Annotated in this window: 13 protein-coding genes; 10 read left to right on the plus strand and 3 right to left on the minus strand. The window is 73.9% G+C overall.

The window, feature by feature from the left end; genetic code table 11:
• Positions 1-110: 110 nt before the first annotated feature.
• Positions 111-545 carry an ATP-binding protein gene (locus ACQP1S_RS26645; RefSeq protein WP_363667716.1) on the plus strand — a complete coding sequence of 145 codons (435 nt, stop codon included), beginning with the start codon at positions 111-113 and terminating at the stop codon, positions 543-545.
• A gap of 91 nt (positions 546-636) precedes the next feature.
• Here the strand turns inward: ACQP1S_RS26645 and ACQP1S_RS26650 are convergent, their stop codons facing one another.
• The gene (locus ACQP1S_RS26650; RefSeq protein ID WP_091241297.1) at positions 637-1,575 is read right to left on the minus strand and encodes a ribose-phosphate diphosphokinase; all 939 of its coding nucleotides are present in this window, start codon (positions 1,573-1,575) and stop codon (positions 637-639) included.
• 63 nt (positions 1,576-1,638) lie between these two features.
• Here ACQP1S_RS26650 and glpK point away from each other — a divergent pair, with 63 nt between their 5' ends.
• From glpK to ACQP1S_RS26690, 8 genes are all read left to right on the plus strand, one after another.
• Positions 1,639-3,123: a glycerol kinase GlpK gene (gene glpK, locus ACQP1S_RS26655; protein ID WP_432900334.1), complete on the plus strand. Its 1,485-nt coding sequence runs from the start codon at positions 1,639-1,641 to the stop codon at positions 3,121-3,123.
• An 807-nt stretch (positions 3,124-3,930) separates the two neighbouring features.
• Complete coding sequence (locus tag ACQP1S_RS26660) at positions 3,931-4,608, plus strand: hypothetical protein (protein WP_432900336.1); 678 nt, start codon at positions 3,931-3,933, stop codon at positions 4,606-4,608.
• A gap of 90 nt (positions 4,609-4,698) precedes the next feature.
• Positions 4,699-6,375, plus strand: coding sequence for a right-handed parallel beta-helix repeat-containing protein (locus tag ACQP1S_RS26665; RefSeq protein ID WP_432900338.1), 1,677 nt, complete (start codon positions 4,699-4,701; stop codon positions 6,373-6,375).
• Positions 6,376-6,380: 5 nt separating this feature from the next.
• Positions 6,381-7,955 (plus strand): glycosyltransferase family 39 protein, encoded by a 1,575-nt coding sequence (locus ACQP1S_RS26670; protein ID WP_432900340.1) that lies wholly within the window; start codon positions 6,381-6,383, stop codon positions 7,953-7,955.
• Positions 7,952-9,688 carry a glycosyltransferase family 2 protein gene (locus ACQP1S_RS26675; protein ID WP_432900342.1) on the plus strand — a complete coding sequence of 579 codons (1,737 nt, stop codon included), beginning with the start codon at positions 7,952-7,954 and terminating at the stop codon, positions 9,686-9,688. The genes ACQP1S_RS26670 and ACQP1S_RS26675 overlap by 4 nt, the downstream gene beginning before the upstream one ends.
• A complete protein-coding gene (locus ACQP1S_RS26680) occupies positions 9,685-10,683 on the plus strand; it encodes a glycoside hydrolase family 26 protein (protein ID WP_432900344.1) in 999 nt (332 codons plus the stop codon). The genes ACQP1S_RS26675 and ACQP1S_RS26680 overlap by 4 nt, the downstream gene beginning before the upstream one ends.
• Positions 10,684-10,959: 276 nt before the next feature.
• The gene (locus ACQP1S_RS26685; protein WP_432900346.1) at positions 10,960-12,195 is read left to right on the plus strand and encodes a type VII secretion protein EccE; all 1,236 of its coding nucleotides are present in this window, start codon (positions 10,960-10,962) and stop codon (positions 12,193-12,195) included.
• Positions 12,196-12,667: 472 nt separating this feature from the next.
• Positions 12,668-13,318, plus strand: coding sequence for a hypothetical protein (locus ACQP1S_RS26690; RefSeq protein WP_432900348.1), 651 nt, complete (start codon positions 12,668-12,670; stop codon positions 13,316-13,318).
• On the opposite strand, the gene ACQP1S_RS26695 is transcribed toward ACQP1S_RS26690, so the two are convergent.
• Both ACQP1S_RS26695 and ACQP1S_RS26700 read right to left on the minus strand, forming a co-directional pair.
• The gene (locus ACQP1S_RS26695; RefSeq protein ID WP_432900350.1) at positions 13,269-14,024 is read right to left on the minus strand and encodes a hypothetical protein; all 756 of its coding nucleotides are present in this window, start codon (positions 14,022-14,024) and stop codon (positions 13,269-13,271) included. The genes ACQP1S_RS26690 and ACQP1S_RS26695 overlap by 50 nt on opposite strands.
• A 70-nt stretch (positions 14,025-14,094) precedes the next feature.
• Positions 14,095-15,321: an epoxide hydrolase family protein gene (locus tag ACQP1S_RS26700; protein ID WP_432900352.1), complete on the minus strand. Its 1,227-nt coding sequence runs from the start codon at positions 15,319-15,321 to the stop codon at positions 14,095-14,097.
• 202 nt (positions 15,322-15,523) lie between these two features.
• Here ACQP1S_RS26700 and ACQP1S_RS26705 point away from each other — a divergent pair, with 202 nt between their 5' ends.
• Positions 15,524-15,739 carry a hypothetical protein gene (locus ACQP1S_RS26705; protein ID WP_432900354.1) on the plus strand — a complete coding sequence of 72 codons (216 nt, stop codon included), beginning with the start codon at positions 15,524-15,526 and terminating at the stop codon, positions 15,737-15,739.
• Positions 15,740-15,796 lie beyond the last annotated feature (57 nt).

Genomic DNA, 15,796 nt, shown 5'->3' on the forward strand with positions numbered 1-15,796 from the left:
GCCACAGCCGCCCCGGTCACCCGCCGGGCCGGCCGGTGCGGCACGGACAACCCTGACGTACGGTAGAAACAGCGCGAAAGACTCCGAGATCGCTGCCGGGACAGGGCCCCATGACGAACGCAGAACTTCCCACACCGCGTACGGTGGTGCCCATCGAACCTTCCCTTCTCATCGCCGAGGCGTTCGACCAGGCACAGGTGACCGAGCTGAGACACTCGGTCAGCTCCTGCGCGCACTCGGCCGGGCTGACCGGTCAGCGGCTCGACGACTTCGTGCTGGCCGTCAACGAGCTGATCACCAACGCCGTCCGGCACGGCGGCGGTCAGGGCTGGCTGCGGCTCTGGCGACGCCCCGGCCAGCTGGTCTGCGAGGTCTCCGACCACGGCAACGGCATGAGCGAGCAGCAGCTCGACGACCGCAGCCGGCCGGCCCCGGACACGGCCGGCGGCTGGGGGCTCTGGTTGGCCCGGGAGCTCAGCGACGCGATGCAGGTCGAGAGCGGCCCGGCGGGCACCACCGTCCGGATCAGCGCCGCCGCCGACTGACCACCGGACGGTCCCCCGCCCGACCGCCCGGCCCGGCCAGCCCGCACCGGGTGAAGCCGGGGCGCCGCACCGGGGCCGGCCGGCGGCCGAGTCAGCCGAACAGGGCGCTGACCGACTCGCCGTTGTGGATCCGGCGCATCGCCTCGGCCAGCGCCGGGGCCACCGACAGCACCGTCAGCTCCGGCACCCGCTTCTCCTGTGGGATCGGCACCGTGTTGGTGCAGACGATCTCGCGTACCCCCTCGGTGGCGCTGAGCCGCGCCAACGCGCCGCTGGAGAACAGGCCGTGGGTGCAGGCCAGCCGGATCGACCGGACGTTGCGCTCCCGCAGGTGGGCCATCAGCTCGATCACCGTGCTGCCCTTGGCGATCTCGTCGTCCAGCACGATCACGTCCCGGTCGGCCACCTCGCCGATCACCGTGCTGATGGTGACCCGGTCGTCGCTGAACCGCTGCTTGGCCCCCGCCGCGACGGGGGTGCCGAGCATCCGGGCGAACGCCGCCGCCTCCTTGGCGTTGCCCAGGTCCGGCGAGACCACCACCGTGTTGCCCAGGTCGTACCCCCGGAAGTGGGCGGCCAACTCCCGCAGGGCGTGCAGGTGGTCGACCGGGACGCTGAAGAAGCCGTGCACCTGCGGCGAGTGCAGCGTCATCGCCAGCACCCGCTGGGCGCCGGCCGAGGTGAGCAGGTCGGCCACCAGCCGGGCCCCGATGGAGATGCGCGGGGCGTCCTTCTTGTCCGACCGGGCGTACGCGTAGTGCGGCAGGACCACGGTGATCCGCCCGGCCGACGCGCCCCGGGCGGCGTCGATCATGAGCAGCAGCTCGACCAGGTTCTCCTGGACGGGCGGCACCAGGGGCTGGATCAGGAAGACGTCCCGCTCCCGGCAGTTCGCCTGCAACTGCACCTCCAGGCAGTCGTTGGCGAACCGGGACACCCGCACCGGGTGCAGCGGCACCCCCAGGTGGGCACAGATCTCGGCGGCGAGGTCGGGATGGGCGGTTCCACTGAACACGGCGATGTCGCGCACGTCTGGAGATCGTACGGAGCCACCGCGGTTCTCCGGAGCGCGGCCGGCCGGTACGGTGCCGAAATGACCGGAGAGCACGTCGCCGCCATCGACCAGGGCACCACCTCGTCGCGCTGCATCGTCTTCGACCGGGCCGGTGGGATCGTCGCCGTCGCCCAACGCGAGCACCGGCAGATCTTCCCCCGGCCCGGCTGGGTGGAGCACGACGCCGAGGAGATCTGGGCCAACGTCGAACGGGTGGTCCGCGACGCGCTGGCCGCCGCCGGCACCGGCCCGGACGGGTTGGCCGCCGTCGGCATCACCAACCAGCGGGAGACCACCGTGGTCTGGGACCGGGCGACCGGCCGGCCGGTCGCCCCCGCGATCGTCTGGCAGGACACCCGGACCGGTCCGCTGCTGCGCGAGCTGGCCGGGTCGTACGGCGAGGAGAAGCTGCGGGCCCGGACCGGCCTCACCCTGGCCACCTACTTCGCCGGCCCGAAGCTGCGCTGGCTGCTGGACCACGTCGACGGGCTGCGCGGGCGTGCCGAGCGGGGCGAGGTCCTCTTCGGCACCATGGACAGCTGGCTGATCTGGAAGCTGACCGGTCGGCACGTCACCGACGTGACCAACGCCAGCCGGACCATGCTGATGGACCTGGAGACCCTCGACTGGGACCCGGAGCTGCTCGACGCGCTGGGCGTCCCGGCCGGGATGCTGCCGCAGATCCGCAGCTCGGCGGAGGTCTACGGGACCGCCCACGGGGTGCTCGCCGGGGTGCCGGTGGCCAGCGCGCTCGGCGACCAGCAGGCCGCCCTGTTCGGGCAGACCTGCTTCCAACCCGGCGAGGCGAAGTGCACCTACGGCACCGGCAGCTTCCTGCTGCTCAACACCGGGGCCAGTCCGGTGCCGTCCACCCACGGGCTGCTGACCACGGTGGCCTACCGGATCGACGGCCAGCCGGCCGCGTACGCCCTGGAGGGGGCGATCGCGGTGACCGGTTCGCTGGTGCAGTGGTTGCGGGACAACCTCGGGTTGATCTCCTCGGCCGCCGAGATCGAGGAGTTGGCCGCCAGCGTGGACGACAACGGGGGCTGCTATGTGGTGCCCGCCTTCTCCGGGCTGTTCGCGCCGCACTGGCGTCCGGACGCCCGGGGGGTGATCGCCGGGCTGACCGGTTACATCACCAAGGGGCACCTGGCGCGGGCGGCGCTGGAGGCGTCCGCCTGGCAGACCCGGGAGGTGGTCGACGCGATGAACGCCGACTCCGACGTGGCGCTGCGCCGGTTGCGGGTGGACGGTGGGATGACCGCCAACGGGCTGCTGATGCAGTTCCTCGCCGACGTGCTGGAGGTGCCGGTGGTCCGCTCCCGGATCACCGAGACCACCTGCCTCGGCGCGGCGTACGCGGCCGGGCTGGCGGTCGGTTTCTGGCCGGACCTGGCGACCCTGCGGGCCCAGTGGCGCTCCGACGCGCAGTGGGAGTCCCGGATGGACCCGGCGGACCGGCAGCGGGAACTGGGCCGGTGGCGCAAGGCGGTCACCCGCACGCTCGACTGGGTCGACTGACTCCGGCGGCGACCCGCCGGTCGATCGGTTCCCGACGCCCGACCGATACGATCGGCCGGGGGGATGCCACATGCAGACAGTCGGTCCGTACGCGCTGCACCGCAGGATCAGTACGTGCGAGCTGGGAGAGGTGTGGGCCGCGCGGGACAGCGCGGAGCGGCCGTTCACCGTGGCCGTGCTCGCGCCCGCCGCCGCCGAGGGTGGCTGGCGGGAGGCGTTCGCCGCGGCGGCCAACACACTGGCCCGCTCGGACGGCCTGCCCATCACCGGGGCCAACCACACCGGCCCGGTCCCCTGGGTGGCCTGCGCCGCCGAGCAGGGCGCAGGTGCCGCGCACGTCTTCCTCGCCCTCGGCCAGCGGCTCACCCCGGTCGGGGAGCCCCCGACCGGGGCCGGACCGCAGGGGGTCGGCCCGCCCGCCGGTCCCGCCCCGGCGACCCGGGCGGCCGGCGTGGGGCCGGCGACCGACCACCCGACCGGGCGGCCCGGCGGTGGCGCGTCACCTGCCCCGGCGGACGGATCGCGCGGGCCCATGGCTGCGGCCCTCTCCGCCGGGCCGGCCACCGACGGCAGCGCCCCACCGACCGGTGCGCCCCGCCCGTCGGGGCCGACCTCCCCGCCCCGCAACCGCCGGCCCCGCCCCGGGCGGCGTCGACGCCGCAGCAGGCGCTGCCGGCCCTGCCGCAGGCAGCCCCGCACCAGGTGGTGCCGTACCCGCATCCACCGGTCACGCCCCGACCCGCGCCGGCCGGGTACCCGGCGTACCCGCCGGTCACGGCGCGCGGCCGGAGTCATACCGGATGGTGGTTGGCGCTGGTCGCGGTGGTCGCCCTGGTCGCGGCGGCGGTCGGCGCGGTCGGCGGGTTCGGCCTCGCGGGTCGGTCCGACGGCGGCCGGACCGGTGTCGTCGCCGGCACGGCCACGCCGACCCCGAGCGCCGACCTGGGGCTGCCGGGCACCCCGCCGCGCCAGCCGGGGGTGGAACCACCGATCGGCGGCGGCTGGCCGGCCGCCGCGCCCACCTTCGCCGGCACCGATCCGACCCGGGAGATCACCGGCCTGGCCGGGGTCGACTTCAGCTTCCGGGTGCCCATCGGCTGGAGCTGCACCGAGGCCGGCCGCACCAGCGGTTCGGCGCACTACCGGTGCGGCATCCCGGCCGCCGACGGGTCGATCATCGGTGGCGACCTGGTCGTCCGGCAGTGCCCCCGGCTCTGCACCGACGAGCGCCGCACCGCGCTGCGTCGGCAGGAGGAGGCATGGGGGTTGCAGTGGGTACGCAGCGGCGAGTTCACCACCTGGGCCGAGACCGCCCGGGTGGACGGTGCGCCCCGCTACGGGCTGGTCTACCTCTCCTACTGGCGCAGCGTGCCGGAGGACGCGATCGACCGGCAGTTGGTGCTCCGGATGACCGCGCCCCTGGACCGGGCGGACGAGGTACGCAAGGTGGCCGCCTCGGTGCGCGCGGCCACCTTCACCATCTGACGCGGGGGCGAGTCGCCCCCCCGTCGACCGGTACCCTTCGACCGGACGTCGACGACGAACCGGTCCGTCCTTCCACGACCGAGCGGGACCATGGTGCGCATGCTGACTGTCTCCCCTGACCGAGCCGGTGCCTGTCCGACCATCACGGACGCACTGGAGATCGCGCCGGACGACGCGGTCGTCTCGATCGAGCCCGGCGTCTATGCCGAGGCGCTCCGGCTGGACGGTCGGCGGGTCCGGTTGGTGGCCGCCGGCGAGGCCGGTTCGGTCACCGTGGACGGTCGGGCCACCGGCCGGCCGACGGTGGCCTGCGCCGGCGGCGAGGTGCTGTTGCAGGGGTTGGTCCTCCAGTCCGCCGACCACCCGGCCGTGGACGCGGCCGGCGGCCGGCTCCGGATGGAGAGGTGCCAGGTCAGCGCCGGCTACGCGGCGGCCGTGTCGGTACGCGACGGTGCCCGGGTCGAGGCCGTCGAGGTGACCGTCACCGGTGGACAGCACGGGCTGGTCGTCTCCGACGCGGGCGGAACGATCGAGCAGTGTGAAATCCGTGACGTCACCGACGACGGGATCATCGTGCGGCTCGGTGCCGATCCGACCATCCGCAACTGCACCGTCAGCAACGCCGGCTTCCGGGGCGTGTACGTCTACCAGGCGGCCCGGCCCACCATCGAACGCTGTGACGTCTCCGGCACCGGCGACGCCGGGATCGTGGTGGCGTTGCAGAGCAGCCCCACCATCGTGGACTGCTGGGTGCACGACACCCGGGGCGTCGGCATCGACGTCGGCCGGGGCTGCGGCGGGACGATCGAGGGCAGCCACACCGAGCAGACCGCCGCTCCGGGCGTCCGGCTCGCCGAGGGGTCGACCACCGTGTTCCGGGCGGCCGAGGCGGGCGGGCGGCCGTTGGCCGGGGTGAGCGGGGGCGGCGGCACGGTCGGGCAGGACGCGCAGAAGGTCGAGGAACTCCTCGCCGAGCTGGACTCGATGATCGGCCTGGCCGGGGTGAAGGCCGAGGTGCGCTCGTTGATCGACGAGATCCAGGTCAACGAGTGGCGACGCCACGCCGGCCTGCCGGTGGGCGCGGTGAGCCACCACCTGATCTTCACGGGTGCGCCGGGCACCGGCAAGACGACAGTGGCCCGGGTCTACGGGCAGCTGCTCAAGGCCCTCGGGGTGCTGCCCAACGGCCAGTTCCGCGAGGTGTCCCGGCGGGACCTGGTCGGCCAGTACATCGGACACACCGCCGAGAAGACCTCGTCGGTGTTCACCGAGGCGCTGGGCGGGGTGCTCTTCATCGACGAGGCGTACACCCTGTCCCGGGCCGGGGGCGCCGGCGGCGACTTCGGTCAGGAGGCGATCGACACCCTGGTCAAGCTGATGGAGGACCACCGCGACCAGGTCGCGGTGATCGTCGCCGGGTACACCACCGAGATGGCCGCCTTCCTGGACGCCAACTCCGGGCTGGCCTCCCGGTTCGCCAAGACGTTGGAGTTCGAGAACTACAGCCCGGTCCAGTTGGTCGACATCGTCGGGCGGATCGCCCGCAACGACGAGTACCTGCTCGCCGACGGCCTAGCCGACGGTCTGCTCGAGTGGTTCGGCCAGATCGAACGGGACCAGAACTTCGGCAACGCCCGGGAGGCCCGCAAGCTGCTGGAGGGGATGCGCAAGGCGCAGTCCGGGCGGCTGCGCGCGCTGGGCCGGATGCCGAGCCGGGACGACCTGCGTACCCTCGTCCTGGACGACCTGCTCGTCGCCACCCGGTGACCGGGATGTCGCCCACCGGGGGCACCGGCGGCACCGGCGCCAGGAGCGACGCGCCGACCGCCCTGATCGTCCGCGTCCCGGACGTGCCGCCCGACCCGACCGCCCCCTGGCGGCCCACCGAGGCCGACCAGCCGGCCCCACCGGAGCCGCTGGACGCGCCCTGGCTGCGCCAGCTGGCCCGGCTGCTGCCGATGGCCGTCGTCGCCGTCCTCGGCGCGATCGGGCTGAACCGCCCCGGCCTGTGGGAGGACGAGCTGGCCACCTGGGGCATGGTCACCGTCGGGTTCGACGACTTCGTCGCGGTGCTGCGCAACGTCGACGCCTCCATCGGCCCGTACTACCTGCTGCTGCGCGGTTGGGTGGCGCTGGCCGGCAGCTCCGACGTCGCGCTGCGGGTGCCGTCGCTGCTGGCCATGACGGCGGCGGCCGGCCTGGTCGCCGCGATCGGCCTGCGGATCGGCGGGCTGCGGGTCGGGCTGGTCGCCGGGGTGCTGTTCGCGGTGCTGCCGACCACCTCCCGGTACGCCCAGGAGGCCCGGCCGTACGCGTTCGCGGTGTGCGCCGCCGCGCTGGCCACCCTGCTGCTGATCCGGCTGCTGGAACGCCCCCGGTTCGTCCGCTACCTGGGCTACGCCGCCGTGGTGGCGTTGCTCGGGCTGCTGCACCTGGTCGGGTTGCTGCTGCTCGCCGCGCACGCGGTGGTGGCCTGGCGGATGGCGGCCCGACGGCGCACCTTCCTCGGCTGGCTCGGCGCGGCGGTGGCCGGCGTGCTGCCCGTCCTGCCGGTGCTCTGGTTCGGTCGTCAGCAGACCGGTACGCAGATCAACTGGATTCCGCCGGTCACCCTGGACCGGCTGGTCGATGCCCCGGAGGCGCTCTTCGGTGGGCCGCTGCTCGCCGGCGCGGTGCTCGCGCTGGCCTTCCTCGGCATGTCGATGCGGGAGCGGTCCGCGGTGGCCACCACCTGGCTGGTGCTGCCCGCCCTCGGCCTGCTGGCCGCCGCCCAGCTCACCCCGCTCTGGCTGCCGCGCTACCTGCTGTTCACGGTGCCGGCCTGGGCGCTGGTCGCCGCGCTGGCGCTGCGCCGCAGCTCGCTGCTGCGGGGCACGGCCGCGATGCTGGCGATCGGGCTGCTCGGCATCCCGATGCAGACGGAGATCCGCGGCGTCACCGGCCACAGCCAGGGCACCAAGGAGATCGCCGCGGTGCTGCGGGCACACGCGAACCCGGGCGACATCCTCGTGTACGGCCCGTTCGACGCCGGTGACCAGCGCACCAGCCGGGACGCGGTGAACCGGTACGTCGACGAGAGCTGGCGGCCCCGGGACGTGCTGATGACCGTTCCGGCCCGCCGGCAGGGCACCCTGGGCGCGCGGGAGTGCGCCGACCGGGACGTCCCGGTGTGCCTGGGTCGCCCGGCGCGGGTGTGGATCGTCCGCAAGGGAGCGTTCGACAACCCGGTGCAGCGGATCGGCGCGGCGAAGGAGGCCGCGCTCAAGCCGTACGCGGTCGAGCGCACCTGGCGGGTCCGGGGCTTCAGCATCGGGCTGCTGGTGCGCAGGCCCGAGGTGGCGAAGTGAGCACCCGGGCGCAGCGCGGCCCGGCACCCCCGCCGTGGCCGGGGCGGGTGAGCGAACCGGGCCCACCGGCAGCGGTGCCGACTCCGCGTCGACCGGTGGCGGTGCCGGCGGCCCGCGAGCCGGCGGCGGTGCCCACTGCGCGTGCACCGTCGGCGCGGCAGGTGGTGACGCCGGCCACGCTGGGCCGCCCGGCGACCGTCGACCCGTCGCTGCCGTTGCCGCCGAACGACGACGAGAAGGCCGCCTACCGCCGCCGCCGGCTGCCGGTGCTGATGATCGCCTCGTTCGTCAGCTTCACCGGGCTGCTCACCAGCCAGCTGCTCTTCGTCCGGATGGCGCCCTGGCTGCTGGTGCTGCTGCCGCTGTTCGGCTTCACCGTCCTCTACTACCTGATCTCGGCGACGGTGAACATCGGCACGCCCGGGTTCGACCTGGACCGGCACCGGCGGCTGGTCCGCGACTTCCAGCCGCCCGTCCACCCGTCGGTCGACGTCTTCCTGCCGGTGTGCGGCGAGGCGACCGAGGTGCTCCGCAACACCTGGGAACACGTCAGCCGGATGGTCGACCACTACCCGGGCCGGGTGCACGTCTACGTGCTCGACGACTCGGCGACCGACGAGCGGGAGGCGATGGCGCTCGCCTTCGGCTTCGTCTACCAGCGCCGCCCCAACCGGGGCTGGTACAAGAAGGCCGGCAACATGCGGTACGCGTACCAGCGCACGTTGGGCGAGCACATCCTGGTGCTCGACGCCGACTTCACCCCCCGGCACGACATGCTCGACGAGATGGTGCCCTACCTGGCCGCCGAGCCCGACCTCGGCATCGTGCAGTCCCCGCAGTACTTCCGGGTGCACGCCGGGCAGGGCTGGCTGGAGCGCGGCGCCGGGGCGGTGCAGGAGCTGTTCTACCGGATGGTGCAGGTGTCCCGGCAGCACCACGAGGCGGCGATCTGCGTCGGCAGCTGCGCGCTCTACCGGCGCGAGGCACTCGACGCGATCGGCGGTTCCACGCTGATCGAGCACTCCGAGGACGTACACACCGGGTTCGACATGCGGCGGCGCGGCTGGCGGCTGCGGTACCTGCCGGTGCCGCTGGCCACCGGCCTGTGCCCGGCCGACGTCAGCTCGTTCTTCACCCAGCAGTACCGCTGGTGCGCCGGCTCGATGAGCCTGCTCGGGTCGACGAAGTTCTGGAACACCCGGATGCGGCTGCGCACCCGGCTGTCGTACCTCTCGGGGTTCTGCTACTACCTGCACACGGCGCTGTTCACCTTCGTCGGGCCGCTGGTGCCGATCGTGCTGCTGGCCTGGTTCCCGCAGTCGGTGGCCCCGGCGAACTACCTGTGGATCGTGCCGAGCCTGATCTACAACCTGGTGGTCTTCCCGCTCTGGCACCGGTGCGCCTACCGGGTGGAGGCGTGGACAGTCAAGATGGTCTACGGCTGGTCGCACGCCTTCGCGATCTGGGACCTGCTGCGCGGGCAGAGCATGGGCTGGCAGCCCACCGGCGGCACGGGACGGAAGAACAGGACGGGTCGACTGTGGTGGGGAATGGCCGTCTGCACCGCGGGCAGTGGCGCACTGTGGACCGGCCTGGCGGCGCACCGGATGATCGGCGACGACCTGTGGACCTTCGCGCCCGCCTTCCTCGGGGGCGCGTTCTACCTGGCCGTCGCGTTGCAGGCGCTGCTGGTGAAGCCGGCGCGGGACATCCGGCCGGGGCGTTCCCGGTGACCTCCCGCCAACTGTTCACCATCGTGACGATGTTCGTGCTCGGGGTGTTCGGCTACGCCGCGCTCGCGCCCAGCCCGGCCAGCCGCCCGGCCCGGTTCGCCACCGGGGCCAGCGCCTCCCCCTCGCCCACCGGCCCGCCCCCGGCGTACGACGTCCGCCCGTTGGCGCAACCGCAGGGCCGCTACCTCGGGGTGGCGCTGAGCGGTGCGCCGCAGGACATGAGCCGGGTCGACCGGTTCGCCGACCTGGTCGGCAGCAAGCCCAACATCATCACCATCTACGAGAGCTTCGACGACGAGTTCGCCGCCGCCGAGGTCCGCCGGGTCCACCGGTACGGGGCGCTGCCGATCGTGCGCTGGGAGCCGTTCAAGGCGAAGCTGAAGGACATCGCCGCCGGGCGGCACGACCCTTACCTGGTGGAGTTCGCCGTCGCGGTGCGCCGGCTCAACCTGCCGGTCGCGCTCACCATCGCGCACGAGATGAACGGCCACTGGTACTCCTGGGGCGCGCACGACAACACCGCCAAGGACTTCGTCGCCGCCTGGCGGCACATCCACGCCGTCTTCGCCCGCGCCGACGCGACGAACGTGATCTGGACCTGGACCCCGAACGTGATCAACCCGGTCCCGTCGGTGAAGCTCGCCCCGCTCTACCCCGGTGACGCGTACGTGGACTGGGTCGGCATCGACGGCTACTTCACCCGGCGCGGTGAGCAGACCTTCGACGCCCTGTTCGCGCCCACCATCACCCAGATCCGGAAGTTCACCGCCCGGCCGCTGCTGATCGTGGAGACCGGGGCCGAGCCGGGCGCGATGCGCCGCCGCGCGGTCGAGGAACTCTTCACCGCCATGCGCAAGCGGCCCGACCTGCTCGGATTCGTCTACTTCAACCAGAAGGGCTCCGGCGACTGGGTGATCGACTCGGACCGGCCGGCGGTCGCCGCGTACCGGGCCGGGGCGGCCGCCGACCGCCGGCTCGGCTTCCGGGTGAACTGACAGCCGTCCCGGCTGGCGACCGCGCCGGCCCGGGGCGCTCCACGACCCGGCCTGCGGGCGAACCGGTTGGCGGGTGAACTGGTTGATGGGCGAACCGGTTGGCGGTGGGCCGGGTGGGCCGGTTGGCGGGTGGGCCGGTTGATGGGTGGGCGGCGGCCTGGCGACGTCCGGCACGCCGACCCCACGGGCCCCGGGTGGCGGCGGCGGGTTCCTATGATGAGGACGGTCCGTCGTGGACGGGCCACACAGGTCGAGGCGTCTGGGGGGCAGCCGGAGATGACCGGAGCACCACGACCGGCACGCGTCGCATCCCGGTCGGACGATCCCGACGCCCGCCTGCACCTGGCCCCCCGTCGACGCCCCGGCCGGATCGGTGAGCTGCACATCCTGCAACTGCTGCTGTTGGAGGCGGTGCTGCTCGGCGTCCTCGCCAGTGGACTGTTCGGGATGCCGGTGCTGATCGTCGCCGCGCTCTGCGGCGTACTCCTGCTGACCGTGGTGTTCCTGCGCTCGCGGGGCCGCTGGTGGCTGGAGAAGCGGGCGCTGGCCCGGCACCAGCGGCAGCGGGCCGCCGCGGCGGTGCCGGTCGCCGCCGACGCGGGGTTGGACGCCCTGCAACGACTCGCCCCCGGCCTGTCGGTGGGCACCGTGGCGATGGCCGACGGGACCCGGATCGGGGTGGCCCGCGACGACGCCGGCTGGTTCGCGGTGGCCGCCGTCGGCGGGTCCGGGCCGACCGGTGACGCGCCGGCCGGCCTGCCGCTGGACGTGCTGGCCACCGCGCTGGCCGACTCCGGCCAGCCGGGCACCGTCCTCCAGGTGGTGACCAGCACCGTCCCGGCCGGCGGGCCGGGCGACGATCCGACCGCCCCGGCCCGGGAGTCCTACCGGCAGTTGCTGGCCGGCCTCGACGGCACCCCGGTCCCGGCCGGGCGGGCGACCTGGGTGGCGGTCCGGCTGGACGCCCGCGCGCTGGCGGAGGCGATCGGCGACTACGCGGTCGACCTGGGGGTCGCCCCCTCGGTGGTGGCCGCGCTGGCCCGCCAGGTCGGCAAGTCGCTGCGCCGGTGCGGGGTCGCGCACCGGCTGTTGGACGCCCACGAGTTGCTCGCCGCCGTCGGTCGGTCCTGTGGCTTCACCCCGGGCGTCCCGGCCGACGCGACACCCGTGCGCGAGGAGTGGTCGGCCTGGCACTGCGGCCCGCTCGCACACCGCTCGTTCTGGATCCGCCGCTGGCCGCCGGTCGACCGGGCGGCGACGATGCTCGGTTGGCTGGAGACCCTGCCGGCCTCGTTGGTGACGGTGTCGTTGACGGTGGCCTCGAACGGGCCGGGGGAGGATCTCGACCTGCGCGGCCTGGTCCGGATCACCGGGCCGGCGGAGCTGCTGCCGCAGCTGTGCGGGCCGGCCGTCGACGGGGTACGACAGGCGGGCGGGGAACTCTTCCCGCTCGACGGCGAACACGGCCCGGCGGTGTACGCGTCGACGCCGACGGGGGGTGGCGCGGGATGACCGGACCGGGTGACGAGCGGCGCACGGCGGTGCCGCTACCGGTCGCCTCGGCCGCCGTACCACCGCCGGTCACCGCGCCGCCGGTCACCGCGCCGCCGGTCACCGCGCCGTCGGTCACCGCGCCGTCGGTCGGTGCGCCGCCGGTCGGTGCGCCGCCGGTCGGTGCGGACGCGCCGGTGCGGGGTGCGCCCGGCGTCCGGACCGACGCCGACGCCGACGCGGTCGGCACCGCCACCGCCACCGCGCTGGCCACCGCCGATCCGCTGACCCGGGCCCTCGCCAGTCCGCTGGCCGCCCCGGAGAGCCACCCGCCCGCTCCCCCGCGCCACCGCCGGCCCGCAGCCCCGGGGGCGAGGCCGCGCCCGGTCGTGGCGGGCCGTCCGGTCGGCTGCCCCGGCTGCGGATCGGCACCCACGCGGTCTCCCCGGCGGCCCTCGCCCGGCTCAGTCCCACCCCGCTCCCGGCCGGTCTGGTGCTCGGTGCGGACCGCCGCCGGGCGGCGGTCACGATCCGGCTGTTCCGCCCCGAGCCGACCCGGGTCACCCTGGTCGGCGGGGTGTGGGCGGGTCAGCTCGTCGCCTTCCGGGCGCTGGCCCTGGGGGCCCGGATCGTCGTGCTCACCGCCGATCCCGCCACCTGGGCCGGGTTCGGTCCGGCGGCGCTCGGCCGGGCTGCCGACCAGGTCGAGGTACGCGCCGACGGCCGCCCGGTGCCCGCCACCGGGACCGCGCAGCAGCCCACCCTGATCGTGCGCGACCTACCACCCGGCGCGACCCGCCCGGCCGTACCCGGATCGACCACGCCCGGATCGACGCTTCACGACCCGGCCACGGTCGGGGCGGCGGCCCTCGGGGCGTGGCAGACCGAGCTGACCGTGCTGCGGCGGCTCGACCCCGGCACCGCGCCCGCCCTGCGCGACAGCGACCTCTGCGTGCTGCAACGGCTCTCCGCCGACGAGTCGGTGGCGGCGGCGCAGGCGCTGCGGCTGCCTCCGGACAGCGCCCGGTTCCTGCAGGTGATGGCCGACGACATGCTCACCCTGGTCGGTGGCGGCACGGACCGGCACCTGTGGATCAGCCAGACGTCGGTCGAGCAGCACCTGCTGGGCGCACCCCGCCGCTGACGAGCAGGCCGGCCAGGCGCTTCTTCCGGCTGTTCTCGCGGACGATCCAGGCCACGTCGCTGTCGTCGGCGGCGGCCAGCGCCCGGAACGGCGGCAGGCCGGCAGTCGGATCGGCCGCCACCGCGACACTCCAGCAGTAGCCCAGCGCCTGACGCAACGCCCGGACGTCGTCGTCGCGACGCCGGCCGGCCGGCAGGGCGGCCAGCCCCGCCGTCGCCCGTTCGCACAGTGCGACGGCGCGGGCGGCGGCCTCCGGGACGGCCAGCAGGCGCGGTTCGCACACCGCCGCGACGGCTGCCCGCCGGACCAGCGGGTGCGGGTCCCCGACCCAGGCCGTGCCGAGGTCGAGCAGACGCGGCAGGTCGGCGTCGCCGAGACGCTGCAACGCCAGGGCCACCGCCTCGCGTACCCGCCAGCGGGCGTCGGTTGCGTGGTCGTGCAGGCGTGCCTCGATGCCTGCCCGGGTCCGCGCGCCTGCGGCCAGCAGTCGGCCGAGACCGAGCACCCCGCAGAACACCAGATACTCGTCGTCGGTGGCGATCAGCCGATCGAACGAGGCGGGCTCGCCCTCGTCGGCGACGGCCTGGGCCAGCTCAAGGTTGGCCCGTGGCCCCGGCAGCCCCGAGTGCTCCCGCAGGAAGGCCGGCCAACGCGCGGGATCGGACCCCCGCAACTCGACCCGGTACTGGTCACGCCGGTTCACCATCGCAGCGTAACCCGGATGACGCCCACGGCGGGTCGCCCGGCCGCCCCGGGCGGCCCCGGTCGCCGCCGCACTAGCGCAGCGACCGGAAGGCGGCGCGCAACTCATCGGCGAACACCATCGGCTGTTCCCAGGCCGCGAAGTGCCCACCCTGGTCGAGCTTATGGAAGTAGATCAGGTGGGGGTACGCCTGCTCGGCCCAGCTCTGCGGGGCCTCGTAGAGCTCGTCGGGAAAGACGCTCACCGCGACGGGCACGGACACCCCCTTGGCGGCGAAGAAGGACAGCTTGTTCTCCGCGTACAGCCGGGCGGCGGAGATCGCCGTGTTCGTCAGCCAGTAGAGCGAGATGTTGTCCAGCACGTCGTCGCGGGTGAGGCCCTCGGTGGCACCCTGGAACACCCGCGAGATCAGCTCCAGGCTGCGCGCGTCGTGGTCGAGCAGGAAGGACGCCAGGCCGACCGGGGAATCCGCCAGGCCGGTCAGCGTCTGCGGTCGGGTCGCCATCATCAGGGCGTACGCGACGTGCTTCCAGACGTAGTCCAGCTCGGTGGCCGCGCGCATCTCGTCGTCGGACAGGCCCGACGGCAGCGAGCCCAGGGCGTCGTTCGCCCCGGTCGTGTCGCCCTGGAACAGCTTGTCGATCTCGGGGGGCACCGCGCCCGGCATGTTGGTGTGGATGCCGAGCAGCTCAGGCGGTGCCTGCACACCCATCTGGTCCACGACGACCGCACCCCAGTCGCCGCCCTGCGCCACGAACCGCTGGTAGCCGAGGCGCGTCATCAGCTCGGTCCAGGCGGTGGCGATCTTCTCCGGGTTCCAGCCCGACCCGGTCGGCTTGCCCGAGAAGCCGTGCCCCGGCAGCGACGGGATCACCAGGTGGAACGCGTCCGACGCGCTCGCGCCGTGCGCCGTGGGATCGGTCAACGGCTCGATGATCTTCAGCTGTTCGATCACCGATCCGGGCCAGCCGTGCGTGACGATGAGCGGCAGCGCGTCCTCGTGCGTCGACCGGACGTGGATGAAGTGGATGTCCACCCCGTCAATGGTCGTCACGAACTGCGGCAGGGTGTTCAGCCGCGCCTCGACCCTGCGCCAGTCGTAATCCCGCTCCCAGTAGCGGGCGACGGCCTGGATCGTGGCCAGCGGAACGCCCTGCGACTGGTCGTCGACGGTCTCCTTCTCCGGCCACCGGGTCGCCCCGATACGTCGGCGCAGGTCGTCGAGGTCCGCCTCGGGGATGTCCACCGAGAACGGCCGGATCTCCGTGGTGCCGGGTCGCGTCCTGGTCCTGACCGCCATGGGTGCTTCCTCTCTGCCTGAGTTCACGCCGCGCGGAGGTGAATCATGAGGTGAGGGGACTGCCGAGTGGTGTGCCGGGTCGACCTGGGCACGCCGCCGTCACATCTCGCAGCCTAGAACGCCCCGACCGGCGCTCGCGGCGATACGCCTTCGACAGGCGGCCGGTTCATCCCGATTGACCGTCGACGGCACGACGGCATCCGTGCAGTTCATCCGGCCGGTGGCCGTCAAAGTGATCAAGGTGCTGACCGAGCTGCACACCTGTGACGGCTGGCTCTGGCTGCGGGGCTACCAGGTGGACGACAGGGGAAACGTGGTCGCCAGCCGCCTGCCGGGCGGTGGCAGGCCGGTCCGGGTCGACATCTGCCCGACTCGGGGGCCGTTGGCGGTGGAACGGCTAACCATTGCGGCGAGGTAGCGGTAACGGAGCGGCGCGGACACCGCCATATCGGCCCCACTGAGTCGATCATGAACC

Origin of the sequence: Micromonospora matsumotoense (assembly GCF_050951065.1) — a bacterium.
Lineage (GTDB): Bacteria > Actinomycetota > Actinomycetes > Mycobacteriales > Micromonosporaceae > Micromonospora > Micromonospora matsumotoensis.

Excerpts from the sequence above, each read along its gene's own strand:
- ACQP1S_RS26665 (WP_432900338.1), top strand. The coding sequence starts at position 4,699 with ATGGTGCGCATGCTGACTGTCTCCCCTGACCGAGCCGGTGCCTGTCCG.
- glpK (WP_432900334.1), top strand. The coding sequence starts at position 1,639 with ATGACCGGAGAGCACGTCGCCGCCATCGACCAGGGCACCACCTCGTCG.
- ACQP1S_RS26670 (WP_432900340.1), top strand. The coding sequence starts at position 6,381 with ATGTCGCCCACCGGGGGCACCGGCGGCACCGGCGCCAGGAGCGACGCG.
- ACQP1S_RS26685 (WP_432900346.1), top strand. The coding sequence starts at position 10,960 with ATGACCGGAGCACCACGACCGGCACGCGTCGCATCCCGGTCGGACGAT.
- ACQP1S_RS26695 (WP_432900350.1), bottom strand. The coding sequence starts at position 14,024 with ATGGTGAACCGGCGTGACCAGTACCGGGTCGAGTTGCGGGGGTCCGAT.
- ACQP1S_RS26645 (WP_363667716.1), top strand. The coding sequence starts at position 111 with ATGACGAACGCAGAACTTCCCACACCGCGTACGGTGGTGCCCATCGAA.
- ACQP1S_RS26700 (WP_432900352.1), bottom strand. The coding sequence starts at position 15,321 with ATGGCGGTCAGGACCAGGACGCGACCCGGCACCACGGAGATCCGGCCG.